22 protein-coding genes are annotated in these 25,909 nt (G+C 69.5%); 8 read left to right on the forward strand and 14 right to left on the reverse strand.

Annotation, left to right across the window (positions count from 1 at the left end; translation table 11 throughout):
- Positions 1–71 precede the first annotated feature (71 nt).
- The 5 genes from ACZ5IK_RS09500 to ACZ5IK_RS09520 all read right to left on the reverse strand — a co-directional run bounded on the left by ACZ5IK_RS09500 (position 72) and on the right by ACZ5IK_RS09520 (position 5,564).
- Positions 72–461: an Imm1 family immunity protein gene (locus tag ACZ5IK_RS09500; RefSeq protein ID WP_465487317.1), complete on the reverse strand. Its 390-nt coding sequence runs from the start codon at positions 459–461 to the stop codon at positions 72–74.
- Positions 452–1,231, reverse strand: a complete 780-nt coding sequence (locus ACZ5IK_RS09505; protein ID WP_465487318.1) for a DddA-like double-stranded DNA deaminase toxin — start codon at positions 1,229–1,231, stop codon at positions 452–454. The genes ACZ5IK_RS09500 and ACZ5IK_RS09505 overlap by 10 nt, the downstream gene beginning before the upstream one ends.
- A gap of 27 nt (positions 1,232–1,258) precedes the next feature.
- On the reverse strand, positions 1,259–2,782 hold the full coding sequence (locus ACZ5IK_RS09510; protein WP_465487319.1) for a phytoene desaturase family protein: 1,524 nt from the start codon (positions 2,780–2,782) through the stop codon (positions 1,259–1,261).
- A gap of 71 nt (positions 2,783–2,853) precedes the next feature.
- Positions 2,854–4,401, reverse strand: coding sequence for a S8 family serine peptidase (locus tag ACZ5IK_RS09515; protein WP_465487320.1), 1,548 nt, complete (start codon positions 4,399–4,401; stop codon positions 2,854–2,856).
- On the reverse strand, positions 4,401–5,564 hold the full coding sequence (locus ACZ5IK_RS09520) for a S8 family peptidase (RefSeq protein ID WP_101609588.1): 1,164 nt from the start codon (positions 5,562–5,564) through the stop codon (positions 4,401–4,403). The genes ACZ5IK_RS09515 and ACZ5IK_RS09520 overlap by 1 nt, the downstream gene beginning before the upstream one ends.
- A gap of 309 nt (positions 5,565–5,873) precedes the next feature.
- Between ACZ5IK_RS09520 and ACZ5IK_RS09525 the strand changes: the two genes are divergently transcribed.
- The 4 genes from ACZ5IK_RS09525 to ACZ5IK_RS09540 all read left to right on the forward strand — a co-directional run bounded on the left by ACZ5IK_RS09525 (position 5,874) and on the right by ACZ5IK_RS09540 (position 13,108).
- Positions 5,874–8,699, forward strand: coding sequence for an ATP-binding protein (locus ACZ5IK_RS09525; protein WP_465487645.1), 2,826 nt, complete (start codon positions 5,874–5,876; stop codon positions 8,697–8,699).
- 256 nt (positions 8,700–8,955) lie between these two features.
- Complete coding sequence (locus ACZ5IK_RS09530) at positions 8,956–9,897, forward strand: serine protein kinase RIO (RefSeq protein WP_465487321.1); 942 nt, start codon at positions 8,956–8,958, stop codon at positions 9,895–9,897.
- Positions 9,898–10,263: 366 nt separating this feature from the next.
- Positions 10,264–11,763 (forward strand): DEAD/DEAH box helicase, encoded by a 1,500-nt coding sequence (locus tag ACZ5IK_RS09535; RefSeq protein WP_465487322.1) that lies wholly within the window; start codon positions 10,264–10,266, stop codon positions 11,761–11,763.
- Positions 11,764–11,920: 157 nt separating this feature from the next.
- Positions 11,921–13,108, forward strand: a complete 1,188-nt coding sequence (locus ACZ5IK_RS09540) for an 8-amino-7-oxononanoate synthase (protein WP_101609593.1) — start codon at positions 11,921–11,923, stop codon at positions 13,106–13,108.
- Here ACZ5IK_RS09540 and ACZ5IK_RS09545 read toward each other — a convergent pair.
- Positions 13,074–13,550, reverse strand: a complete 477-nt coding sequence (locus ACZ5IK_RS09545; RefSeq protein ID WP_465487323.1) for a GNAT family N-acetyltransferase — start codon at positions 13,548–13,550, stop codon at positions 13,074–13,076. The genes ACZ5IK_RS09540 and ACZ5IK_RS09545 overlap by 35 nt on opposite strands.
- A 40-nt stretch (positions 13,551–13,590) precedes the next feature.
- Positions 13,591–14,424 (reverse strand): S1 family peptidase, encoded by an 834-nt coding sequence (locus ACZ5IK_RS09550; RefSeq protein WP_465487324.1) that lies wholly within the window; start codon positions 14,422–14,424, stop codon positions 13,591–13,593.
- Between the two features lie 132 nt (positions 14,425–14,556).
- Here ACZ5IK_RS09550 and ACZ5IK_RS09555 point away from each other — a divergent pair, with 132 nt between their 5' ends.
- The 3 genes from ACZ5IK_RS09555 (at position 14,557) to ACZ5IK_RS09565 (ending at position 16,936) form a co-directional block, all read left to right on the forward strand.
- Entirely contained in the window at positions 14,557–14,814 is a 258-nt protein-coding gene (locus ACZ5IK_RS09555) for a hypothetical protein (RefSeq protein WP_465487658.1), read from the forward strand.
- Positions 14,741–15,466, forward strand: a complete 726-nt coding sequence (locus ACZ5IK_RS09560) for a M15 family metallopeptidase (protein ID WP_465487646.1) — start codon at positions 14,741–14,743, stop codon at positions 15,464–15,466. Before ACZ5IK_RS09555 ends, ACZ5IK_RS09560 begins: the two co-directional genes overlap by 74 nt.
- A gap of 75 nt (positions 15,467–15,541) precedes the next feature.
- Complete coding sequence (locus ACZ5IK_RS09565) at positions 15,542–16,936, forward strand: mycothione reductase (protein WP_465487325.1); 1,395 nt, start codon at positions 15,542–15,544, stop codon at positions 16,934–16,936.
- 73 nt (positions 16,937–17,009) lie between these two features.
- On the opposite strand, the gene ACZ5IK_RS09570 is transcribed toward ACZ5IK_RS09565, so the two are convergent.
- Together ACZ5IK_RS09570 and ACZ5IK_RS09575 are read right to left on the reverse strand one after the other, a co-directional pair.
- A complete protein-coding gene (locus tag ACZ5IK_RS09570; RefSeq protein ID WP_465487326.1) occupies positions 17,010–17,519 on the reverse strand; it encodes a hypothetical protein in 510 nt (169 codons plus the stop codon).
- Between the two features lie 55 nt (positions 17,520–17,574).
- Entirely contained in the window at positions 17,575–18,822 is a 1,248-nt protein-coding gene (locus tag ACZ5IK_RS09575; protein ID WP_101609598.1) for a CynX/NimT family MFS transporter, read from the reverse strand.
- A gap of 48 nt (positions 18,823–18,870) precedes the next feature.
- On the opposite strand from ACZ5IK_RS09575, the gene ACZ5IK_RS09580 reads away from it, so the two are divergent.
- Positions 18,871–19,560, forward strand: coding sequence for a FadR/GntR family transcriptional regulator (locus tag ACZ5IK_RS09580; RefSeq protein ID WP_465487327.1), 690 nt, complete (start codon positions 18,871–18,873; stop codon positions 19,558–19,560).
- 75 nt (positions 19,561–19,635) lie between these two features.
- On the opposite strand, the gene map is transcribed toward ACZ5IK_RS09580, so the two are convergent.
- The 5 genes from map to ACZ5IK_RS09605 form a co-directional block, all read right to left on the reverse strand.
- Entirely contained in the window at positions 19,636–20,493 is an 858-nt protein-coding gene (gene map, locus ACZ5IK_RS09585) for a type I methionyl aminopeptidase (RefSeq protein ID WP_409490326.1), read from the reverse strand.
- 23 nt (positions 20,494–20,516) lie between these two features.
- Positions 20,517–22,322: a penicillin-binding transpeptidase domain-containing protein gene (locus ACZ5IK_RS09590; RefSeq protein WP_465487328.1), complete on the reverse strand. Its 1,806-nt coding sequence runs from the start codon at positions 22,320–22,322 to the stop codon at positions 20,517–20,519.
- A gap of 66 nt (positions 22,323–22,388) precedes the next feature.
- Positions 22,389–23,243, reverse strand: a complete 855-nt coding sequence (locus tag ACZ5IK_RS09595; protein ID WP_410605595.1) for a GNAT family N-acetyltransferase — start codon at positions 23,241–23,243, stop codon at positions 22,389–22,391.
- 154 nt (positions 23,244–23,397) lie between these two features.
- Positions 23,398–24,549 (reverse strand): flavodoxin-dependent (E)-4-hydroxy-3-methylbut-2-enyl-diphosphate synthase, encoded by a 1,152-nt coding sequence (ispG, locus tag ACZ5IK_RS09600; RefSeq protein ID WP_168214373.1) that lies wholly within the window; start codon positions 24,547–24,549, stop codon positions 23,398–23,400.
- A 118-nt stretch (positions 24,550–24,667) separates the two neighbouring features.
- Positions 24,668–25,909, reverse strand: coding sequence for a M50 family metallopeptidase (locus ACZ5IK_RS09605; protein WP_465487329.1), 1,242 nt, complete (start codon positions 25,907–25,909; stop codon positions 24,668–24,670).

A 25,909-nucleotide genomic window follows, 5' to 3' on the forward strand; every position in this document is an offset into this window, starting at 1 on the left:
CCCAGAACCCCTTTTTTGTGTGGGAGTTCCCCCTTCTTTTGTCCCAGCGGGGGGGGGGGTCCCTCCACCCGCTAGACGTCAGCCCACGTGATGTTGTCGGGTCGTGCGCCACCCGACTTGACGAATCGGCGGACGGCTTCGCGGACCTGGTCGACCGGAATTTCGGCGACGGCGGGTACCACGCGAACATGTGCCTGCTCGTCGTACTCGACGGTCCCCGGTGCGTCTGATCCGTTCGTACTGATGGCGCTACCGCCGGTCAGTCCGATATGCGCGACGAACCCATGAGCGCCGTTGACGCCTACGTCGAGGACTTCGCCGGATTCCTCGTGTTCGATTGCAGCCATCCGTGGCAACTCACCAGGGCCCTGGGCTTCGGCCATGCGAGAAAGCAGCGCGTCCACATCGGCCGGACCGATGAGTTCTTCCCCATCGCGGGTGTAGTAAGCGATTACCGCCATCGTGGTGAAACCCCTCCGGTGTAGGTCTTCACGAAGCCATCCGTCCCGTACACGGTGATCGTGTAGCCCTCGGGAAGGACAGCGGGGAGCAGCCTGTCACAGCCGTAAGGACCGCCACACGGCCTGTTGTTGATCACGATGGTGATATGCCTCAAGGAGGTATCAGACTCACCCTTCTCCCGCATCATCGCAGCCAATCTGAGCTCGACGTCGGACGCCCTCGTGATCGGCACACGAGGGCAGCGTTCTTCGACAAGCGCCGCGTTGACCTTCTGTTCCCACTCGTCGGACTCACTGACCGTCGTGTGAGTACGTCCCGTGCCGTCGATCCATCGGCCGTGTGTCTTCTGTCCTTTACCAGGGTCGACCGGTTGCGGTAGCTCAGCACGTAGTTCGTCGAGCCGCTCCTTCGAGACCAGCGCCGGTTTCGTGGTTGTCGTGTGCCGGGCGAAGACCCCATCTTGCCTGTTCGACGCGCTGACTTCCGGTCTGGCGGGTGCCTCCGACGCGCCGAGGCTGCGCGAATAGGCCGAGATGTTCGCTTTCGCGGTCGCCAGGAGGGCAAGCGCCCGTTCTGTGGCTTCACGCTGTTGGCCATACAGCCCTGGCAAGACGACCAAGTGAGGGTTATGAGTACCGTGTACAACCTGCTCAAGGTGCGCGGCGGACTCTCCGAAGCCCGAGGCGGCCTGGCGACCCGCTTGTTCGGCCTGGTCAATTGCCGTGACGGCGGCACGAAGCAAGTCGGCGACCGCTTCGATGTCACTCAAGCTACCTCCCCTCCGGCTTCCTGACGTTCAGGACCGGGCGAGCACCGCCATCGCGGCATTGTGCCCAGGAATCCCCGACACGCCACCGCCCCGCACAGCACCCGCACCGCAGAGCAGCACCCGTTCGTGCGCTGTCTCGACACCCCACTTCCCCACCTGAGCCGCATCGGCCGCGTAAGGCCACGACAGATCGCGATGGAAGATGTGCCCCGCGGGCAGCCCCAATTCGGCTTCGAGATCCAGCGGGGTCTTCGCCTCGATACACGACCGGCCGTCCGGCGAACGCAGCACGCAGTCCTCGATCGGCTCGGCCAGCACACTGTCCAAAGAGGACAAAGTCGCCCGCAACGCCGCTTCGCGCGCGGAGTCGTTGCGCCCCTCGAACAACCGTGCGGGCATGTGCAGGCCGAAGAGCGTCAACGTCTGCACGCCGGCGGCCTGTTCGGCCGGGCCGAGGATCGACGGGTCGGTCAGCGAGTGACAGTAGATCTCACACGGCGGCAGCGACGGGATCCCGGCCGCGGCGGCCTCCGCGTACGCCGTCGCCAACTGCCCGTAGCTTTCGTTGACGTGGAACGTGCCCCCGAACGCCTCGCGCGGGTCGACGCCCGCATCGCGCAGCCGCGGCAGCCGTGAGAGCACCATGTTCACCTTGAGCTGCGCGCCTTCCGGCGCCTCCGGCGGCTCCTCGCCCAGCAACCGTGCGAGTGTCCGCGGCGCGACGTTGGCCAGCACGTGACCGCCGCGCACGGCGAACTCGTCGTCGGCGAGCCGGTACCGCACCGAGCCGTCCGGGTCGATGGACAGCACCTCGGCGCCCGTCACCAGCCGCGCCCCGGCCGCCCGCGCGGCCGACGCGAGCGCGCCGGTCACCGCGCCCATACCGCCCACCGGGACGTCCCAATCGCCGGTCTCGTTGCCGATCACGTGGTACAGCAGGCAAAGGTTCTGCCGGAAATCACCTGCGTCGGCGAAGGTCCCGATCAGCGCGTCGGTCAGGACGACACCGCGGACGGTGTCGTCGCCGAACATCTCAGTGAGTGTTTCGGAGATCGGCCGTTCGAACAGCGCGTCCCACGCTTCCGGATCGATGCCCGAGCGCAGCTCCTCCCTGGAGAGCAACGGTTCGGTCAGCGTGGGGAACGTCCGCTCCGCGACCCGGGAGGTCATCGCGTAGAACCGCCGCCACGCTTCGAAGTCCTTTGTGGACCCGGTGAGCGCGGAGAACGACGCCGCCGTGCGACCCTCGTCGCCCGTGTCGACAAGGAGACCGCCGTCGCCGACGGGTGTGTACGACGACATCCTCCGCCGCCTGAGGTCGAGCTCGAGCCCGAGGTCCACGATGATCTTGCGTGGCAGCAGGCTCACCAGGTACGAGTACCGCGAAAGCCGGACGTCGACGCCGGGGAAGGCACGGAAGGACACCGCCGCCCCGCCGACCTCGTCGCGGCGTTCCAGCACCAGCACCGACCGGCCCGCCCTGGCCAGGTAGGCCGCCGCGACCAGGCCGTTGTGCCCGCCACCGACGATCACGGCGTCATAGGACTCCATCACAAGCCTCCCAGCGAAACGACAGTGCGCCGCGGTCATCGTGACCGCGGCGCACCGCCGTTCGCAAGGACTCAGAAGGTGATGGAGAATCCTTCGATCGTCCCGCTGTCGAACCGGTGAACGTCACGGACCCGCAGTTTCCAGGTCCCGTTCGCCGGTTCGGACGAGGCGTTCACCGTGTACGACGTGTGCACGCCGCTCGCCTCGCCGATCCCTCCCGCTGGCTTGAGCGCGAACACCGCGCCACTCGGCCCGATCAGGTCGATCGCCAGGTCACCGGTGTAGGTGTGCGCGATGTCGACCTTGACCGGCAGCGTCGCCGACGCCTTGCCGTCGCAGCCTTCCTGCGTCACCGAACTGGTCACCGCGTCACCCGCGTCCGGAATGGACACCGGTGTGGTGTTCGACTTGGCCCCGCACTTCGGGCCGGGGCCGCCACCGCCGATGAACGACACGTTCAGCAGCTTGTTCACCGTCCCGCCCGGCAGGCCCTTGAGCACACCGTCCGAGGAGTTGTTCACCAGCGCGTCCCGCGTCTGCTGTGCGGTGGCGCCGGAGTTGGCGGACAGGTACAGCGCCGCCGCGCCCGCCACGTGCGGCGTGGCCATCGAAGTCCCGCTCATGTTCGCCGAACCACCGTTGGACGTGGACAGCGACGTGATGTTGCTGCCAGGGGCGAAGATGTCCACGCACGAACTGTGGTTGGAGAACGAGGACTTGTTGTCGTTCTCGTCCGAGGCGCCGACCGTGATCGCCTCGGGGATGCGGGCGGGGCTGACGTTGCAGGCGTTCTGGTTCTCGTTGCCCGCCGCCACCGCGTAGACGAAGCCCGCCGCGATGGACTTCTTGATGACGTCGTCGCCGAGCCCGACCTGGTCCATCTTCAGGCTCAGGTTCGCCACCGCCGGTTTGGTGCCGTTCGCGGTCAGCCATTCGGCCGCGTCGACGATGGCGGAGTCGGGACCGTTGCCCGAACAGTCGTTGCCCAGCACCTTCAGCCCGACGATCTTGACCTTCTTGGCCACGCCGTAGGTCTTGCTGCCGATGGTTCCCGCGGTGTGACTGCCGTGCCCGTTGCAGTCCTTCCCGTTGCCGCCCACGAAGTCCTTGCCGATGGACGCGCGGCCTTCGTACTCCGGGTTCTCCGGGTTGATGCCGGTGTCCATGTCGTACGCGGTGACGCCCTCACCCGTGTTCGGATAGGTGAAGCTCTTGTCGCGCGGCAGGTTCTTCTGGTCGATCCGGTCGAGGCCCCAGGTGGGGTTGGTCTGCGTGCCGACGGCACGCGCCGTGCCGTCCTGGTAGACCGCCTTGACCGCGGGATCGGCCGCGAGCCGCCGGGCCTGCTGCTCGGACATGCCCTTGACCGAGAAGCCGCGGAGCACGTTCTTGTACGCCGACCGGACTTCGCCGCCGTAGCGGCCGGTCAAGGAGGCCGAAGACCGCTCGACCGCCATGGTGCCGACATCGTGGAGCACCACGATGTACTGATCCCCGTAGTGCTGGTTCGCCTGCACGACAACGCCTTCCGCCTGCGCGGCGACGGCGTTGCCTGCGGCGAGCGCGGCCAGCGCGGTGGCCGCGAAGGCCACCACACCGGCCCGCACGCCGCGGCGCATCAGAGACCTGCCACGTTCAGCAGCTTGTTGGTCGAACCGGAGCCCGGGCTCGTCACGACGCCGCTGGTGGCGGCGCTCGCCAGACCGGAGGCCACGGCGGCCGGGTTGGCCGACGGGTGCGAGGTCAGGTAGATCGCGGCCGCGCCGGCGACGTGCGGGGTCGCCATCGAGGTACCGCTCATCTGCTGGGTACCGCCACCGTTACGGGTCGAGGTGATGTTGGTGCCGGGCGCGAAGATGTCGGTGCAGCTGCCGTAGTTCGAGAACGTGGACCGGCGGTCGTCGTTCTGGGTGGCGTTGACGGTGATGGCCTCACGCACGCGGGCCGGGCTGGTGGAGCAGGCGTCCGTGTTGGAATTCCCCGAAGCCACCGTGTTGGTGATGCCCGCCGAGACCGCGCGGCGCACGGCGGAGTCCACACCGGAGTCGGCCGGTCCGCCGAGGCTCATGGTGAGCACCGACGGGCCCTTGGCGTTCTTCACGACCCAGTCGATCCCGCTGATGATCTGCGAGTACTGGCCACTGCCCTGGCAGTTCAGCACGCGGACCGAGACGATCTTGGCTCCCTTGGCCACGCCGTAGGTCGCGCTGCCGACGGTGCCCGCGACGTGCGTGCCGTGGCCCTGACAGTCCTTGGCGTCGCTGTCGTTGTCGATGAAGTCGTAACCGCTGCTCGCACGGCCGCCGAACTCCGACTGGCGGTAGTCGACACCGGTGTCGAGGACGTAGACCGTCGCACCGGCACCGTCGTTCGGGTAGGTGTACTTCTTGTCCAGCGGCAGGTTCTTCTGGTCGATCCGGTCGAGGCCCCAGGTCGGGTTGGTCTGGGTGCCGGTCATGTGGGCGACAGCGTCCTGCTGGACGAAGTCCACGTTGGGGTCGGCGGCGAGCCGTTTGGCCTGTGCCTCGGTCATCTTCGCCGAGAAGCCGTTCAGCGCGGCGGTGTAAGTCGCCTTCACCTGGCCGCCGTACTTGGCCGCGAGGCCGGCGTCGCCGCTCTTCAGCGAGACGATGTACCCGTCAGTGACGGCTCCCGGCACACCGGCGCCGCGGATCTGCCCCTCGGCGGCCGTCGCCGATCCGGCGAAGGCCAGCGAGGCCGCTACACAGGCACCGGTGAGCACCGCACCCGCGATCCGGTGACGTCGAAGTTCTCCACGCATTTCCTGAGCTCCGTTCACTCGAACAGGTGGTTCGCGCCGGCGGGTTTCCGGACCGGCGCCGTGACGACCAGTCACGCTTGAATCACTTTCGGGTGGTGGGACCTGCGCGAACAAGCGAGGCAACGGTCCGTAGGACTACGTATCTAATAGGGAAAATCACCATCCCTACGAAAGTTCCGTGACCGTCCGAGCGGGTTCCGTGATCGCTGAGCACGTGCCTAAGCTGCGTTCACTCGAACGGTGTGGTTCGTGAAGCGGGGGTGACCCGGCATGGTGATCGGTGGCTGCCGACGCAGGACGAGTTCGCCCGTGCTCGTCGGCCGTGATGCGGAACTGGGCGAGATCCTCGACGGCGCGATGCGCTCGCCGTCGGTGATCATGCTCGAAGGCGAAGCGGGGGTGGGCAAGACCCGGCTCGCCACCGAGCTGCTGGCCTGCCCCGAACTGGCCGGACGACCGGTCCTCACCGGAAGCTGCCAGCCGTTGCGGGAGCCCTTCCCCTACGGCGTGGTCTTCGACGCGCTGAAGGACGTCCGCCCGGCGCGCGAACTCAACCCCGTGACCGGCGTACTCGCGCCCTACCTGCCGGAACTCGCGGCCTACCTGCCCCAGCCGCCCGCCCGGCTAGGCGATCCGAGGGCCGAACGGCACCGGCTCTTCCGCGCCGTCCGGGAACTGCTCGGCGCGCTGGGACCGCACGTCCTGCTCATCGAAGACCTCCACTGGGCGGACGACGGCTCCCGCCGCCTGCTGCGCTTCCTGATGACCGACCCGCCCCCGGGGCTGACCCTCCTGCTGACCTACCGGCGTGAGGAGACGCCCGGCGGCATCCCGCTCGGCAGCGCCTTCCGGCCCGCGCCCGGCACCGCGCACGTGCTCGTCACACTCCGGCCGCTGGACCGCGACGGCGTCCAAGCGCTGGTGTCGGCGTTGCTCGGCGAAGCGAACGTCTCGGCCGAGTTCGCCGCGCGGCTGCACGAGCGGACCGCGGGGATCCCGTTCGTGGTCGAGGAGGTCGTGCACGCGATCGGGGGCATCGAGGGCGCGGTGCACGCCGACGGCGCGACCGCGAGGCGTCTGCTCGACGCGGTCGAAGTCCCGGCTCTGCTGCGTGAAGCGACTGTCGAGCGCCTCACCGCGCTGCCGCCCGCCGCCCGGCGGATCACCGAGGCCGCCGCCGTCCTCGGCATACCGTCCACTCCGGACCTGCTGACCGCCGCGGCCGCGCTCACCCCCGAACGCGCCCACCGCGCGCTCGTCCTCGCGCTCGAACGCAACGCCCTGGTGGAGACCGGCGAGGGCGAATACGGCTTCCGGCACGCGCTCGCCCAGCAGGCCGTCTACCGCACCATCCCCGGCCCCGACCGGCAGGAACTGCACCGGCGGGCCGCGCGGTTGCTGCGCGACCGGCTCCCGCAGTCCCTCGTGCGGCTCGCCGAACACTGCCGCAAGGCGGGTGACCGGGCCGGAGCCCTGAAGTACGGCGAAGCGGCCGCCGATCAGGCGTCGACGGTCGGTGATCTCGCCACCGCGACGGATCTGCTCCGCACCCTGCTCGACGAACCGGGCCTGCAACCGTCCGATGTGGACAGGCTGGCGGTCAAGTTCAGTTCGGTGGCGTGCAACGGCCTCGCCCAGACCGAGGTCGTCCCGGCGCTGGAACGGCTGCTCACCGACGGCAGGCTGTCCGGGCGCCTGAGCGGCGAGGTCCGGCTGGGGCTCGGGCTCCTGCTGGTGCGCCAGGCCGGCGGGCTGGAAGCGGCGAGGACCGAGATCGAAATCGCCGTCAACGACCTGGCCGACCGGCCCGACCTGGCCGGACGCGGGATGGGCGTCCTCGCCCAGCCCTGGGTCGGCGCGACCCCGCTGCACGAGCACCGGCGGTGGATGGACCGGGTCGACGGGCTCATCGACCGGGCGACCGATCCGGGACTGAAGATCATCCTGCTGGCCAACAACGCGGCGTCGCGGCTGCACATCGGGGACGCGCGGGGCTGGGACATGCTGGACCGGGCGCCCACCAGCGTCAGCTCGCCCGACGAGCAGCGGCATCTGGCGCGGCTGCACTGCAACAGCGCCGACGCCTGCGCCTGGACGGGTCACCACCGGCGGGCCAGGAGCCTGCTGCGCAGCGGAATGCAGCTGGCCGCCGACTGCGGGGCGCCGTACGTCGTCAGCACGGCCCGCGCGACGGCGGTCCACACCGACTGGCTCACCGGGAACTGGGACGGTCTCGCCGAACGGGCCGACGCGCTGATCGACGAGTACCGCGACCTGCTGCCAGTGACCAGCGAACTGTGCCTGGTGCTGGGCCTGCTCGCCGCCGCCCGCGGCGAATGGGACGAAGCCGCGGTCCGGTTCGCCGGGACCGCGGCGGACCAGCCGGAGAACGCGTTCACACCGGTCGCGATCGCCGCGCACGCCGGAATGGCGGGCATGCTGCTCGCGCAGGACCTCGGCGAGGCCGCCGTCACCCAGGCGGAGAAGGGACTGGAACTCTTGCGCGCCAAGGGTGTCTGGGCCTGGGGCGCCGATCTGGTGATGGCCGCCGTCGACGCCTACTGCGCCACCGGGCAGGATGCCGCGGCGCAGGCGCTGACCGACGAGTTCGAACGCGAGATCGGCGACCTCGACGCGCCGTCGACCCGTGCCGCGCTGGCCGCGAACCGCGGGCTCGTCGCGGCGTCGCGAGGCGACCACGCGGAGGCGATCAAGGCCTTCGAGCAGGCACGGGCGCGGTTCGACGCCCTCCCGGCGCCGTATCACGCGGCGCTGATCGCCGAACGGGCCACGCGGTGCCGCCTGGCCATGAACGAGGACGTCGCGGAGACGTTCGCCGCGCTCGCCGAAGCGTTCGACCACCTCGGCGCCACCCGCGACGCCGCACGCTGCCGTCACGCGTTCCGGTCCACCGGCGCCGTCGCCCCCTCGCGGCGCGGCCGCCGGGGTTACGGCGACGAACTGTCCCCGCGCGAGCGCGATGTCGCCCGCCTGCTGGCCGCCGGGCACACCAACCGGGAGATCGCCGAGGTGCTGTTCCTGTCCCGGCGCACGGTGGAACAGCACGTCGCGAGCGTTTTGCGGAAGCTGAAGGTGCGGTCGCGGAGCGAGCTGGCGGGACTGCGGTCGGCTTAGGGACGGGGACGGGGACGGCGTGGCGGTGAGGCGCGGTCCGGTTTGCCTTACCTCGCATTAATTCGGTTGCGGGCGCCCGACGGCGTCGGAGATGATCGTGCGCGATCCGGTAGGGAGCCGGTGGATGCGACCGGGAGGTGCCTCGTGCTGATGACTGTCCGGGGCGTTGTCCGCCCCCATCCACTCGCCCCTCGCGGCTGAGCGCGGAATCACGACGCTCGCCCGGTGGGGCACCCCTGACTAGGAGAACCCACCAGTGCGCAAGCACGATCTCGAAGAGTCTTACGAACAAAGTCCCCGCCGCACCCGTCGCGCTCGTTTCGACGACGAACCCGAACCCGCTCGCGGCGGACGGCTCACCGAAGCCGAACGCGTCCGGCTCGCCCGACTGCGTGAAGACGCTTACACCGAAACAGCGATCCCCGACGGCGCCGACCGCTGGAGCACCTGGGGTGAAGCCGAGCACGGGCCGCACCCGCGACCCGACTGGGTGATCACCGAGCTGGCGGCGGTGGACACCGAACTCGGCGTCCTCAAAACCGGCAAGGAGGCCGACGTCCACCTCGTCCGGCGCAACCTGCCCGGTACCGAGGGCACGGTGCTGGCGGCCAAGCGGTATCGCAGTGGTGAGCACCGCCTCTTCCACCGCGACGCCGGCTATCTCGAAGGCAGGCGGATGCGGCGCTCGCGGGAGATGCGGGCCATGGAAACGCGCAGCAGCTTCGGCCGCAACCTCATCGCCGAGCAGTGGGCGGTGGCCGAGTTCGGCGCGCTGAGCAGGCTGTGGGCGGTCGGGGCCCCGGTGCCGTACCCGGTGCAGCGCGACGGCACCGAACTGCTGCTGGAATTCCTCGGCGACGGCGAGACGGCCGCGCCGCGGCTCGCGCAGGTCCGGCCGGAGCCGGAACAGTTGCGGGAGCTGTGGTTCCAGACCTCGGCGATGCTGGAACTGCTGGCGTCGCAGGGGCTCGCGCACGGCGACCTCTCGGCGTACAACCTGCTCGTCCACCGCGGGCAGATCATGGTGATCGATCTGCCGCAGGTGGTCGACATCGTGGCCAACCCCGGCGGGCTCGAGTTCCTCGCGCGGGACGTGCGGAACATCGCCACGTGGTTCCACTCACGGGGACTGCCGGAGCGGCTGACGGCGGTCCCGGAGCTGATCGGGGAACTGCAAGAGATCGCCGGCCTCCGCTGACCGTCCACAGTGTCATGAAAGGGGTTTTCCCGACGTGATCCGTCAGGAAGGCCCCTTTCATGACACGCCAGGAGAAGCCTCGGTGGAGACCCTGCCCACAATCGGTCCCTCCGATTGGGAGGCCGGATAACGGTCCGGTACAGTAGTGCTAGACCGCAACCGGCGGCGTGGATGAGTGGTGTCCGTCGCCTCCAAAGCCAACCGAATGGCTCGCGGTATCCGTATCAACCAATTGGCGCGCGGTGTCATGCAGACGCGGTGTGCCGGGTTCGTCCCTGTGAACGCCCATCTGTGCACACCATCTTGCCCTGCCTGCGTGCGGGCAGCCCGGGCCTCCTTGCGACGTGCCACGTCCGAGAGGCATTTGTGACAGTCACGTTCAACTCCGGCCACACCTCACCGTCGGCCCGGCAGCACCGCAAGCCGCGCACCCGCCCCGCGGGTGACGCGATGCTGCACAACGACGCCGTCGAGAGTGTCAAGGCCACCACCTGGGCGGAGCTCGGTCTCCCCGAGCCTCTGCTGCGGGCACTGGCCGAGGGCGGGATCACCACCCCGTTCCCGATCCAGTCCGCGACCATCCCCGACGCGCTCGCCGGCCGCGACGTGCTGGGCCGCGCCCAGACCGGTTCCGGCAAGACCCTGGCCTTCGGCCTCGCGATGCTGACCCGGCTCAACGGCGGCCGCGCCCGTCCGAAGCACCCCCGCGCGCTGATCCTGGTCCCGACCCGCGAGCTGGCCATGCAGGTCGCCGACTCGCTGACCCCGCTGGCCAAGTCCCTCGGCCTGTGGTGCCGCACCGCCGTCGGCGGCATGGCCTTCACCCGCCAGGCCGACGCGCTTTCCCGCGGCGTCGACCTGCTGATCGCCACCCCCGGCCGGCTGTCGGACCACGTCCGCCAGGGCACCGCGTCGCTGTCGGAATGCACCTTCATCGCGCTCGACGAGGCCGACCAGATGGCCGACATGGGCTTCATGCCGCAGGTTCGCGAGATCCTCGACCTGACCCCGCGTGACGGCCAGCGCCTGCTGTTCTCGGCGACCCTCGACGGTGACGTCGACCGCCTGGTCCGTGCGTACCTGACCAACCCGGTCACGCACTCGGTCGCCCCGTCGACCGCGAGCGTCACCACCATGGACCACCACGTGCTCCAGGTGTCGCACCAGGACAAGCAGGACATCATCACCGAGATCGGCGCCCGCGAGGGCCGCACGATCATGTTCGTCCGCACCAAGCACCACGTGGACCGCCTCACCGAGCGCCTGCGCGAGAAGGGCGTCCACGCGGCCGCTCTGCACGGCGGCAAGACCCAGGGCCAGCGCAACCGGGTCCTCTCGGACTTCAAGGAGGGCTTCGCCCCGGTCCTCGTCGCCACGGACGTCGCCGCTCGCGGTATCCACGTCGACGACATCTCGCTGGTGCTGCACGTCGACCCGGCCGCCGACCACAAGGACTACCTGCACCGCGCCGGCCGGACCGCGCGCGCCGGGGCGTCCGGTGTCGTGGTCACGCTGGTCACCCACGACCAGCGCCGCATGGTGCGCCGGATGACCGACCGCGCCGGTGTCCGCGCCGAGCAGACCACGGTCCGCCCGGGCGACGCCGAGCTCGCTCGCATCACCGGTGCGCAGCAGCCCAGCGGCGAACCGGTCATCGAGCGTCGTCGTGAGTCCCCGCGTCGCGGCGGTGGCCGCGGCTACGGTGGCGGCGACCGCGGTGGCTACCAGGGCTCCCGCGAGGGTCACGGCGGAGGCGGCCGCCCCGGCGGCTTCCGAGGCCGCCCGCGTCGTGGCGAGTCCGGTGGCGGCAGCGGCCGCCCGCAGCGTCCGGGTACCGGACGCCCGCGTCGCAGCTACGACAGCTGAACTGACTGAACGGAGCCGGTCCACCCCGGCCCCAGCGTGAAATGAACGGGACTTTCCTTGCGAATTTCGCAAGGAAAGTCCCGTTCATTGCGTTCCGGCGGGGGCACAGCGGGACCACCGCACCGGCCGCCGGACCGCGAGTGGGAGACTGCGGGACGTGACTTCTCCCGGCCCCGCTCCCCAGAACCTCCCGCCCGACCAGGTCTTCGACTGGCTCGACGTGGAGGCGGAGAAGCGGGCCGAGGCCGGGCTGGTGCGCAAGCTGCGCATCCGGCAGGCGCAGGAGCCCGAACTCGACCTCGCGGGCAACGACTACCTCGGGCTCGCCAGGGACAAACGCGTCGCCGGTGCGGCCGCCGCGGCCGCGTTGCGCTGGGGCGCGGGAGCGACCGGCTCCCGCCTCGTCTCCGGCACGACCGACGTCCACGCCGAACTCGAGCAGGAACTCGCCCGCTTCTGCGGCACGCAGGCCGCGCTGGTCTTCTCGTCCGGCTTCACCGCGAACCTCGGCGCCGTCACGGCCCTGTCCGGCGCGGATTCCGCGATCGTCACGGACAAGTACATCCACGCCTCGCTGATCGAAGGCTGCCGCCTGTCCCGGTCGGACATCGCCGCCGTCGCGCACAGCGATCCGAGCGCCTTCAAACACGCTCTCGCGACCCGCCGCAAACCGCGCGCGCTCGTCGTCACCGACTCGGTGTTCTCCGTCGACGGCGACATCGCCCCGCTGGAGCAACTCGCCGCCGTCTGCCGGGAACACGGCGCTTCGCTGCTCGTCGACGACGCCCACGGCTTCGGCGTTCTCGGCGAAGGCGGCCGCGGCGCCGTCCACGCCGCGGGACTCTCCAGCGCGCCGGACGTCGTCACCACGATCACGCTGTCGAAATCCCTTGGGGCGCAAGGCGGAGCGGTACTCGGACCACGTCGCGTGATCAAGCATCTCGTGGACACCGCGCGCAGTTTCATCTTCGACACCGCGCTCGCGCCCGCCAGCGCCGCCGCGGCGCTGGCCGCGCTCAACGCGTTGAAGGCCGAGCCGGAGCTGGCCACCAAGGTGACCGAGGCGGCCGGAAACCTTGCGTACCAACTGAAAGCGGCGGGGTTCCGGGTCGGTCTCCCGGACGCCGCGGTGATCTCGGTGCAGGCGCCGTCGCCCGAAGCCGCCGTCACGTGGGCGGCCGAGTGCGCGGATCAGGGCGTGCGGGTCGGCTGCTTCCGCCCGCCGTCCGTCCCCGACGGCATCTCCCGCCTGCGCCTGACCGCGCGGGCCGACCTCACCGAGGCCGACGTGGACCGCGCGGTCGCCGTGATCACGGCCGCGGCGCCTCCCGGCGCCACATCGTGATGTGCGGGATGCCGTCTTCCATGAACTCTTCGCCTTCGGCCACGAAGCCGTACTTGGCATAGAACTTCGTCGCGTAAGTCTGCGCGTCGAGGACGCACGGCGCGTCTCCGATCCCCGCGAGCGCGGTCTCCATCAGCCGTCCCCCCAGGCCCTTGCCTCGTGAGCGGACGGCCGTGCACACCCTGCCGATGCGGAAGGTGCCGCCGGCGTCCTGCAGCACGCGAAGGTACGAGTCGACGGCGACGGAGCCGCCGATCCAGAGGTGCCTGGTGCCGGGCAGAAGGTCCCGCCCGTCGATCTCGTGGTAGGCGCACTCCTGTTCGACGACGAACACGTCGACGCGCAGGCGGAGGATGCCGTGCAGCTGTGCGGCGGTGATTTCGTCACCGGCGACGGACAGCGGGAACGACGAGGTCTCGATGATCGGGGTGTCGGTGCTCACGCCCCACTTGTTAGCACATCGGACGTGAAGAAGGCATCGATCAGCCGATCAGGCCCCGGCTGTTCTGCTGCGAGATCTCGTTCGCGTAGTGCGAGACGCGGGTGTACACACCCGGTTTGTTCGCCTTCGCGCAGCCTTCGCCGAACGAAACGATCCCGATCAGCGTGTCGCCCACCATCAGCGGGCCACCCGAATCGCCCTGGCAGGCGTCGACCCCGCCTTCGGGGTATCCGGCGCACACCATGTCGCTCGGGTCGTAGCCCGAGTACGCGGTGCGGCAGGTCTTGTCGCTGACCACCGGGACGACCGCGCTGCGCAGGTAGTCCGAACGCGCGCCTCCGTCGGCGACGCGGCCCCAGCCGAGCACCGTCGCCTTCGTTCCCTCGCCGTACAGGTCGGCGTTGCCGTTGTCCGCGACCTTCGCGGGCCGGTACGGCAACTGGCCGCTGACCGTCATCACCGCGATGTCATCGCCCTTGCCGGGGTCCCCTTGGTAGCCGGGGCTGACCCAGACCTTCGAAACGCGCAGTTCCACACCGTCCTGCGAGCGTTTGTCCTCCCGGCCGGCGACCACCCGGACGTCGTTCTTCTTGACCGCGACCGCGCAGTGCGCCGCCGTCGCGACCGTCGTGGAGCTGACGATCACCGCTCCGCAGTACTGGTTTCCACCGCGATCGGCCAGATAGACCGCGTACGGATACTGCGAGACCGAAGCCTTGCCGCCGCCCACGATCCTCGGCTCGGCGGCCTTGTCCGGTCCGCTCACCGCGCTGTCGTCCGCCGACGCGCTGTTGACCGCGATCGGCACCATCACGGCCGTCGCGAGTACCGCCCCGACGGCGAGCATCAGGATGCGACGTGACTTCTTGGGCATGTTCTGTCCCTTCACCGGGGCGTACGTACGGTCAAACCCTGGGAAGTCATTCGACTCCAGCGCGTACACGAGCGATCGCAAATACCCTAATCGGAGAAAGCCGGATGCGGTGTCGCTGAAACGGGTGGACCTGTGCTCACCGAACGCATCTGTCACGCTGGACCCCGTGCGGGCGACGGCGACGATTCTGGCGGCTACGGCCTTTCTGCTGTTGTCGTGTTCCAGTCCGGCTCCGCCCGAAACGACACCAGCGCCACCCACGCCGTCCGCCTCGGCTGCCGGGACCAGTTCCGCGAAAACCCCTTCACCGGCACCGATATCGAGCACCCCGGCCCCGCCGCCGGCACCGGCCTGGCAGGTCGGCGCGAAGCCGCTTCCCTTGCGGCGTGACGGTTTCGGGCAGATCCTCCCGACTCCTCCCGTACTGGCCGATCGTTCACTGCCGACCGCGGACCTGCTTCCCCCGCCAGCCGGGAACCGGTTCGCGGGCACGGTGGTCCCGGTCCCCGCCGAGGTTCTCGCCCGCAGCACCTGGCAAGCGGGCTGTCCGGTGAAAGCAGGCGAACTGCGCTATCTCACGTTGTCTTTTTGGGGTTTCGACGGCCGCGCGCATACCGGCGAAATGCTCGTGAACGCCTCCGTGGCGAACGCCGTCGTCACCGCGTTCGGGCGGTTGTTCGCGGCGAAGTTCCCGATCGAGGAAATGCGCGTGACCACTCCCGCCGAACTCACCGCTCCCCCGACGGGTGACGGGAACAACACCAACGCCTTCGTCTGCCGCCCGGCCCGCGGCCAGACGAACTGGTCGGCGCACGCCTACGGCCTCGCGATCGACGTCAACCCGTTCTGCAACCCGTACACCAAGGGCGATCTCGTGCTGCCCGAACTCGCGTCGGCGTACCTCGACCGGGCGAACCGGCGGCCGGGGATGATCACCGCCGGGGACCGGACCGTCGCGGCCTTCACCGCGATCGGCTGGACCTGGGGCGGGACCTGGACCACGCCGGTGGACCGGATGCATTTCAGCGCGAACGGACGCTGACCGGGAACAACCGGACTCCGTGACAAGTTGGCTAGAGTCGGAACCACCTCCGCTCCCGCCGCAAAGGACAACAGCGTGCCCCACTACGACCTGGTGATCGTCGGTACCGGATCGGGTAACTCGATCCTCGACCCGCGTTTCGCGGACTGGAACACGGCGATCGTGGAGAAGGGCACGTTCGGCGGCACCTGCCTGAACGTGGGCTGCATCCCGACGAAGATGTTCGTGCACGCCGCCAACGTCGCGGCCACCCCCGCGTCGTCGTCGAAATACGGCGTGGACGAGGAGCTCACCGGGGTCCGCTGGCGTGACATCCGCGACCGGATCTTCGGGCGGATCGACCCGATCGCCGCAGGCGGGCTCGAGTACCGCGTCAAGCACGAGGACAACAAGAACGTCACCGTGTACGAGGGCGAAGGCCGCTTCACCGGGACCAAGGAACTTCAGGTCAGCTATCCCGATGGCCGTCCGGCCGAGACGATCACCGCCGACCGGTTCGTGCTGGCCGCGGGCGGGCGCCCGGTGATCCCGGACGTCCCCGGCCTCGACGAGACCGGCTACTTCACCTCGGACACCGTGATGCGGCTCGACGAACTGCCGTCGAGCATCGTGATCCTCGGCGGCGGGTACATCGCGGCCGAGTTCGCGCACGTCTTCGCCTCGTTCGGGGTGAACGTGACCGTGGTCAACCGGTCCGGCGCGCTGCTGCGCTCCGAGGACGACGACGTCAGCGCCCGCTTCACCGAACTGGCCGGGCAGCGGTTCGACGTCCGGCTCGACCGGAAGACCGTCCGCGCGCGCAAGACCGCGTCGGGCGTCGCTTTGGACCTCGAAGGCCCGCAGGGCGCCGAGACCGTCGAGGCCGAAGTGCTGCTGGTCGCCACCGGCCGCACGCCGAACTCGGACGTCCTCGACGTCGCCGCCACCGGCGTGACCACGGGCGAGCGCGGGCACGTCGTGGTCGACGAGTACCAGCAGACCGTGGTCGACGGGATCTACGCGCTCGGCGACATCTCGTCGGTCTTCGAACTGAAGCACGTCGCGAACCACGAGCAGCGCGTCGTGCAGCACAACCTGCTGCACCCGGACGAGCGGATCGCCGCCGACCACCGCTTCGTCCCGCACGCGGTGTTCACCTCACCGCAGGTCGCTTCGGTCGGGCTGACCGAACGCGCGGCTCGCGAGCAGGGCGTGTCGTACGTGACGTCGCACCAGGACTACGCGGGCATCGCCTACGGCTGGGCGCTGGAGGACACCACCGGCTTCGCGAAGCTGCTCGCCGACCCGGCCACCGGGCAGCTGCTGGGCGCACACATCATCGGCCCGCAGGCGTCGTCGGTGATCCAGCCGCTGATCCAGGCGATGAGCTTCGGTCTCGACGCGAAGAGCATGGCGCGCGGGCAGTACTGGATCCACCCGGCGATGCCGGAGCTGGTCGAGAACGCGCTGCTGAACCTGCCGCTGGACTGAGCGCCCGATGCTATGAAGGGGACTTTCCTTGCAAATTTCGCAATGAAAGTCCCCTTCATAGCATCCCCGGCGGTCAGATGACGCGGCCGCAGTTGCGGGCCCCGTTCCGCACCGCGAGTTCGCTCACCGCGTCCATCCGGGTGTCCGAGATCCCCATCAAGGTGGCCGAGCGGGCCCCGTTCTCCAAGAACCGCTCGCCCGCCTCGACGTACCGGTGGACGGCCGCCAAGAACTCCTCCCGCGCCGATGCCGCCCCTCCTGGCACCGTGCGGACCCCCGTCGCCCCCTTGAGGACGTCCTTGGCCTCGTCCACCCTCGTCGCGAAGAAGTGCTGCCACTTGCGCTGCTCCGTCGCGACGTCCCCCTCGGGATCCGGCCAGTAGCGCTGGATCGCCCTGCTGTCCGTCCCCACCTGTACGCACACCCGGTCCACGGCGCGGTAGAACTCGGACGGCGAAACCGCGGCCGCCGGCCGCGATGGTGCCAAGACGACACACACCGCGGCGAAGCAGGCCAGAGCCGCCCCGTACGCCAGTTCCTCCACCACGCCGACCCCCAGAACCAAGTTTTTGAACAGGTTCAACTCACTCAGGTTATGGCTCCGCCCCGAGCGGGGTCAAGAAGTTTTTTGAACGTGTTCAGACGAAGCGGCGGCGACCGGCGAGAGCGCCGAAGGTCATCTGCGCGACGAAGACCACGAGCATCATGATCCAGGGCACGGTCCAGCCCTCGGTGAGGTCGTGGAGGAGTCCGAAGAGGAACGGCCCGACGGCCGCCATCAGGTAGCCGATGCCCTGTGCCATCCCCGACAGCCGCGCGGTGTCCGCACCGGTGCGCGCCCGCAGCGCGATCACCGTCAGCGCGAGCGAGAAGACGCTCATGCCGAGCCCGATGAGGAGACACCAGAGCAGCGGCGAGGCGGCCGGGGCGATCATCATGCCGACCATGCCCGCGAAGCCGAAGACGCCCAGCCCGACGATCCACGGGCTCTGGCTGCGGTGCCGCGCGGCCATCGGCGCGACCACGAGACTGATCGGGACGGCGATGAGCGAGATCAGCCCGAGCAGCAGGCCGGAGTCACCCTTGCTTACTCCGGCGTCGATCATCACCTCCGGCAGCCAGCCCATCACGACGTAGGCCAAAAAGGCCTGAGTGCCGAAGAAAAGGGTGACCATCCACGCAAGGGGGCTACGCAGGAGCGAACGCCCGCTACCCTGCTTGCCTGCCTCGGCAACGGTCGCACGCCCCGTACCGCGGGCTGCGAGAATCCAGACGAGGAGTGCGAGCACCGCCAGTACCGACCAGGCGCCCAGACCTTGGCGCCAGCCGCCGAACGCGTTCTCCAAGGGAGGGGTGAGCGCGGACCCCAGGGCGCCTCCGCCCTGGAGGGCGGCGGTGTACACGCCGGTCATCATGCCAACACGCGCAGGGAAGGAGTCCTTGATGACGACTGGGATCAGCACGTTCGCCAGCGCGATCCCCGCCGTGGCCACCAGGGTTCCCCCGAGCACGACGTACGGTCCGTCGATCACGCGCAGCACCAGGCCGACGGCCAGTACCGACAGCGCGGACGCGATGGCGGCCCCGACGCCGAACCGGCGGGCCAGCGCGGGAGCGGCGAGGCCGGCGGCGGCGAAACAGAGGCCGGGGAGCGTGGTGAGCACGCCCGCCCAGGTCGCCGTGGCGCCGAGGTCGTCGCGCATCTCGCCGAGGATCGGGCCGACGCTGGTGATCGCCGGGCGCAGGTTGAGGGCGACCAGGACCACGGCGACGCCCAGCAGGACACCGCCGGAGATCACTCCCGGCCGCCACTCCGTTTCGATCGCGCCTTCGAGTTCAAGACGGTCATCGAACGGGGAAACGGGTTCTCGGGAGTCGACACGCACGTCGGCTAGTATCACATACATAGGATGATTGGATGAAGGGACAACGCTGTGCCATTGGCCACCACGCGCCGTGCCGGCCTGGTCGATCAGGTCATCGAGCAGCTGCGTGACGCCGTCACGCAGGGAGAATGGCCCATCGGGCAGCGGATTCCGACCGAACCGGAGCTGGCAGGACAGCTCGGGGTCGGGCGAAACACCGTCCGTGAGGCCGTTCGCGCGCTGGCGCATACCGGGCTGCTCGAAGTCCGGCAGGGCGACGGCACCTACGTACGGGCCACGAGCGAGGTCTCGGGCGCCATCCGGCGGTTGTGCGGTTCGGAACTGCGCGAGGTGCTGCAGGTGCGGCGCATCCTCGAAGTCGAGGGAGCCCGGCTCGCTGCGAGATCGCGGACCGATGAGGAGGTCACCGAGCTCCGCTCACTGCTAGAACGCCGCAATCTCGAACTGCGGGAGCGCCGCTGGGAGGACTTCGCCCGTCTCGACGCGGAATTCCACTTCGCCGTCGTCCAAAGTGGACACAACACCCTGCTGACCGAGATGTACCGCGGGCTCACCGAGGTGATCACGGCCAGCGTGGCCGCGACGTCGAACGTGACGCCGGGCGGCGAGTACCTGCCGGAGATCGGCCACGAAGGGCTCGCCGAGGCCATCGCCGACGGCGACGCCGACCGGGCCGCCTCCGAGGCGTGCGGTTTCCTCGACGAGCTGCTCGCCAGGGTGGAGCGGGACGAGAGCTGAGGAACTTTCCCCGCGTCCCACGTAAAAAGGGCCCTTCACCGCGTTTCATGCGGTGAAGGGCCCTTTCGACTCACGTCAGGGCAGCGTGAGGATCTCGGCGCCGTCTTCGGTCACCACGAGGGTGTGCTCGAATTGGGCGGTCCATTTCTTGTCCTTGGTGGTGACGGTCCAGTCGTCGGCCCAGATGTCGTAGTCGATGGTGCCGAGGGTGATCATCGGCTCGATCGTGAAGGTCATGCCCTGCTCGATGACCGTGTCGACGGACGGCTCCTCGTAGTGCAGGACGGTCGGCGCGGTGTGGAACGCCGGGCCGACGCCGTGGCCGGTGAAGTCGCGCACGACGCCGTAGTCGAACCGCTTCGCGTACGCCTCGATGACCCGACCGATCACGTTGAGCTGCCTGCCGGGACGCACGGCCTTGATGGCGCGCATGGTCGCCTCACGCGTGCGCTCGACCAGCAGCCGCGCCTCCTCGGAGACGTCACCCGCCAGGAACGTCGCGTTGGTGTCGCCGTGGACGCCGCCGATGAACGCGGTGACGTCGATGTTGCAGATGTCGCCGTCCTCGATCACCGTCGAATCCGGGATGCCGTGGCAGATCACCTCGTTGAGCGAGGTGCAGCACGACTTCGGGAAGGCGCGGTAGCCGAGGGTGGACGGATACGCGTGGTTGTCCAGCAGGAACTCGTGGATCACCTTGTCGATGTCGTCGGTGGTCGCACCGGGTTTGACGGCCTTGCCGCCCTCCTCGAGCGCCTGCGCGGCGATCCGGCTCGCGACGCGCATCGCCTCGATCACCTCGGGCGTGCGGACCCCGTTGCCCGTGTCGCGTTTCGGCGCCGGCCGGTCGACGTACTCGGGACGGGCGATGCTGGCGGGGACGACTCGCCTCGGCGTCTGGACACCGGGCTTCAAGGGGGAACGAACGGACATGAGCCCAGCCTACGACCTGCTCGCTAGCCGAGCCCCGCCAGGAAGCGCTGGGCGGCCTCGACGGCGGGTCTGGACGTCCCCGCGTCGGTGGTCAGCACCGCGAAGGCCAGGTCACCGGTGTAGCCGACGAACCAGCCGTGCGCGTGCGTCCCGTCGCCGAACTGGGCCGTCCCGGTCTTGCCCCGGACCTCCGGCAGGGGCTTGAGCAGCGTCGCCGTGCCGTCGGTGACGACCTCGCGCATCATGCCGCGGAGGGCGTCGAGCACCTCCGGCCGGATCGGCTTCCCGAGCCCGGACGACGTCGCGGCCATCCCCCGCACCAGCGTCGGCACCGGGATCCTCCCCGCCTGGACCGTCGCGGCGGCGACCGCCATGCCGAACGGGCTGGTCACGACGGTGCCCTGGCCGAACCCGTTCTCCGCCCGCTGCGCGACGGTGTTCGCCGGCGGCGCCGAGCCGGTGATCGTGGTCAGGCCCGGGATCACGAAGTCGGCGCCGATGCCGAGGTCGCGCGCGGCGTCGGTCAGCGCGGCGGGCGGCAGCTCGGTCGAGAGCTTCGCGAACGTCGTGTTGCAGGACTTGGCGAAGGCCGTGGACAACGGGACGACACCGAGGGCGAACTTGCCCTCGTTCGGCACCGTCCGGTTCTCGAAGGTGGCCGTGCCGGGGCAGTCGACGGGGCTGCTCGCCTGCACCGAACCCGCGGACAGCGCCGCGAGGGCGGTGGCCATCTTGAACGTGGAGCCCGGCGGGAACCGGCCGGTCAGCGCGATCGCGCCCTGCGGGTCGGCCGGGGCGTTCTGCGCCACGGCCAGGAGCTCACCGGTCGACGGCTGGATCGCGACGAGCGCGGAAGCCGTCGGGACCGGGGCGAGCGCCCGCTCGGCCGAACCCTGCGCCTTCACGCTGAGCGTGCTGACGACCGCGGGGGCCGGTTTGGGCTGGTCGTTGTGCAGGTCGATGATCTCGCCGCCGGCCGTGTCGAGCGTGACGACGCGCCAGCCCGCCGAGCCCTCCACCTGATCCTCGACGAGCGAGCGGACTACGGGCAGCACCTGCTTGCCGAAGTTCTTGTCGTCGGCCAGCAACCTGTCCTGCTGGCCGAACCGGACGCCCGGCAGGTCGTAGATCTCTGGTTTCACCTGCTGGTAGTCGTTCGCGCGCAGGCTGATCACCGGATAGCCGGATCCCGGCTTGAGCGCCTTCGCCCCATCGCGGATCGACTGGCCGGTCACCGAGGCGTCGAACCGGTTGAGCACCGCGCCGAGTTTGTCGGAGACGGCCGTCAGGTCCCCGGCCTTCGCCGGGTCGAGCACCACGCCGACGACGGTCTGCGGGCGCAGCAACGGCATTCCGTCGCGGTCCAGCACCGGCGCGAGGTCCGGCGGCTCGGATTTCAGCGTGATGCTCTGCTGCGCGGCCAGCTGCGGATGGAGCGCGGTCGGCAGCCAGCGCACCTTCCAGCCGTCCTGAGTGGAATGGACCTGCGCGTCGGCCTTGTACGTCCAGGCACGGCCACGCGGGAGGTTCCAGGTGAGCTGATAGGTCGCCGTCCCGTTGTCCGCCCCGGACGCGTGCTGGACCTTCGTGTCCGCGACCTTGATCGACTCGGGGGAAAGCGCCTTCCGCGCCATCTCCAGTGACGCGCGCGCGGCGTCCGGCGAATCGGTGAAGAACGCCGCGGCGGAGACGTCACCGGAGGAGAGCCCGCCGAGGAAACCCGAGATCGCGTCATCGGGACCGGAATCGGCGAAAAGTCCGCAACCGGAGGCCGAAAGCCCCACCACCCCCGCGAGCACGACGACGGCGAAACGACGACCTGCTGGCATGCACCGGATCCTGCCAGCCCCGGCGGTCACGGACCGGATGCAACGCCGATCCGGGCCGTGTCCGGTCTAAAAGAGCACCGTCGCGTACTGCCCGACCTGCTGGAAGCCGATCTTGCGATAGGCGGCGAGCGCCGGGCTGTTGTAGGCGTTGACGTACAGGCTCGCGGTGCGGCCCATCCCGCGGACGAGCCTGGTCACGACGGACGCCGTCCCGGCGGTGCCGAGGCCGCCGCTCCGCCGTTCCGGATGCACCCAGACGCCCTGGATCTGGCCGACCGTGGAGGACATCGCGCCGATCTCGGCCTTGAAGACGACCTCGCCGTCCTCGAACCGCGCGAACGCGCGGCCGCCGGCGATCAGTTCCGCGACCCGGGCGCGATACCCGGCGCCGCCGTCGCCGTTGCGGGGATCGACGCCGACCTCCTCGATGAACATGGCGATCGCGGCCGGGAGATAGCGGTCGAGTTCTTCCGGGCGCACGGCACGGACCAGCGGATCGGCGGCCACGTGCGGGACCCCGTCGAGCGCCATCAAAGGCTGGTCGTGGCGGACTTCGCGGGCGGGGCCCCATTCCGGCTCGAGTTCGTCCCACAGCCCGAGCACCTGCTCGGCCGGGCCGACCAGCGACGAACAGCTCCGCTGGCGGCGCAGGGCGCGATCGGCGAAGGAGCGCAAGGCGGAGGCGTTGCCGCGCAACGGGATCAGATTCGGCCCGGAGAAGCAGAGCCCCTGGAGCCTGCCCGCGCGAACCGGACGGGAATCGGCGGCCCAGAGCTCACCACCCAGCCGCCAGGGGTCGAGACCCGCGGTCTCCACCCTGGCACTGACCATGCAGCTGCTGACCGGGTCTGCGGCGAGCGCGGCACGGACCGCCGGATAGTCCCGATCATCGAGCAGCCGTGCACCTGCAAGCCGCAACACCACTCCAGGGTGCCAGATGAGCGGCGTAAACGGAACGCAAGCTTCACGACACGCTGAGAGAACTTGGCCAGGTCGGGGCATCTGGGCGCAATGAAAGTCCCCTTCATTGCAAATTTTGCGATGAAGGGGACTTTCATAGCGTGGTCTCGACCACTCAGCCGACGGTGACGGTGGGCTCTCCCTCGCCGATCGTCTCGCCGGATTCCTCGGCGATCCGCATGGCCTCTTCGATCAGCGTCTCGACGATCGCGTGCTCGGGCACGGTCTTGATGACCTCGCCCTTGACGAAGATCTGGCCCTTGCCGTTGCCCGAAGCGACGCCGAGGTCGGCCTCGCGCGCCTCACCCGGGCCGTTGACGACGCAGCCCATGACCGCGACGCGCAGCGGGATCTCCATGCCCTCGAGCCCGGCGGTGACCTGCTCGGCGAGCGTGTAGACGTCCACCTGCGCACGGCCGCACGAGGGGCAGGAGACGATCTCGAGCTTGCGCTCCTTGAGGTTCAGCGACTGCAGGATCTGGATCCCGACCTTGACCTCTTCCACCGGCGGCGCGGACAGCGAGACGCGGATGGTGTCGCCGATGCCCTGGCGCAGCAGCGCGCCGAAGGCCACGGCCGACTTGATGGTGCCCTGGAACGCCGGGCCGGCCTCGGTGACGCCGAGGTGCAGCGGGTAGTCGCACTGCTCGGCAAGGATCTCGTACGCGCGCACCATGACCACCGGGTCGTTGTGCTTCACGGAGATCTTGACGTCGTAGAAGTCGTGCTCGGCGAACAGCGACGCCTCCCACAGCGCCGACTCGGCCAGCGCCTCCGGGGTCGCCTTGCCGTACTTGTCCATGATCCGCTTGTCGAGCGAACCCGCGTTGACGCCGATCCGGATCGGGGTGCCGTGGTCCTTCGCGGCCCGCGCGATCTCCTTGACCTGGTCGTCGAACTTCCGGATGTTGCCCGGGTTCACCCGGACCGCCGCGCAGCCCGCTTCGATCGCGGCGAAGACGTACTTGGGCTGGAAGTGGATGTCCGCGATCACCGGGATCTGCGACTTCCTGGCGATCGCCGACAGCGCCTCGGCGTCGTCCGCGGACGGGCACGCGACGCGCACGATGTCACAGCCCGCAGCGGTCAGTTCGGCGATCTGCTGCAGGGTCGCGTTGACGTCGGAGGTGAGGGTGGTGGTCATCGACTGCACCGAAATCGGGTGCTCGCTCCCGACGCCGACCGGCCCGACCTGCAGCTGTCGGGTCTTGCGACGCTCGGAGAGGACGGGAGGAGGAAGCGCTGGCATACCTAGAGCGACAGTCACACCGTCAAGCGTACCTACCCCGATCGGCGGACATCCACGACGTCAGCCGTCACGGTGAGCAGCATTACCTGGGCAGCCCAACGGTGCTGACAGTGCGCTCCGTAATCGGAGGCGTCCGTCACTGGAACAGCTTGACCGGGTTCACGATGTCGGCGGTGACGGTGAGCAGAGTCACCGCCCCGCCGATGAAGACGAGCACCATCGTGACCGCGGAAAGCTTCGTGTAGTCGACCGGTCCGCCCGCCGACTTCCCGCGCAGTTTCCGGAACCAGTCCCGGACGCGCTCGTACCAGACCACCGCGATGTGCCCGCCGTCGAGCGGGAGCAGCGGCAGCAGGTTGAACACGCCGATGAAGAAGTTCAGGCTCGCCAGCAGGAGGACGAAGATCTCCCACAGACCGCGCTCGGCGGCCTCGCCACCGATCCGGCTGGCACCGACCACGCTGACCGGGGTGTTCGGGTCACGCTCGCCACCGAAGATGGAATCCACCACCGCCGGGATCCGGGAGGGGAACTCGATCAGCCGCTTGGCGGTCTCGGAGAACATCGTGCCGGTGAAGCTGAGCGTCCCGCCGATCGCGTCGACGGGGCCGTAGGTCAGCATCGGCGGCGCGGTGTTCTGGATCGGCGAAGCGCCGATCATGCCGACGTCCTTGACCGTGGTGTTGTTGGAGCCGTCGGCGACCAGCCGCTGCACCCGCGGCACGTCGACGGTCAGGTTCACCTGCTGCCCGTTCCGCTCGACCACGAACGGCGTCGGGCCGCTGGCGACCTGGACGGCGGCCAGCATGTCGCGCCAGGTCTTCACCGGCTTGCCCGCGACGGACAGGACCTTGTCGCCCGCCTGGAGGCCGGCGGTCTTCGCGGGGGTCGGGGCGCCGGGCGGGCAGGTCGTGTCGTTCAGCTGCTCCACGGTGGTGGCCGCGCGGGCACACGACGTGGCGCTGATCACCGCCTCGGTGGGGGCGGCCTGCGCGGCCGGGTTCGGCAGGCCCATGGTGACGGCCATCAGGTACAGGATGATGAACCCGAGGATGAAGTGCATCGCCGAACCCGCCGACATGACGACGGTGCGCTTCCAGGTCTTGAAGCGCCACATCGCGCGCTTCGACTCCTCCGGGGTGACCTCGTCGAGCGCGGTCATCCCGGCGATGTCGCAGAACCCGCCGAGCGGGATCCACTTGAGGCCGTACTCGGTCTCACCTCGGCGGAAGGAGAAGATCGTCGGCCCGAAGCCGATGAAGTAGCGCCGGACCTTCATGCCGAAGGCCTTGGCCGCCCACATGTGGCCTGCTTCGTGCAACGCGACGGAGAGGCAGATCCCCAGCGCGAACAGCACGATCCCGAGAATGAACCACAC

Source organism: Amycolatopsis sp. NPDC031561 (genome assembly GCF_055580625.1).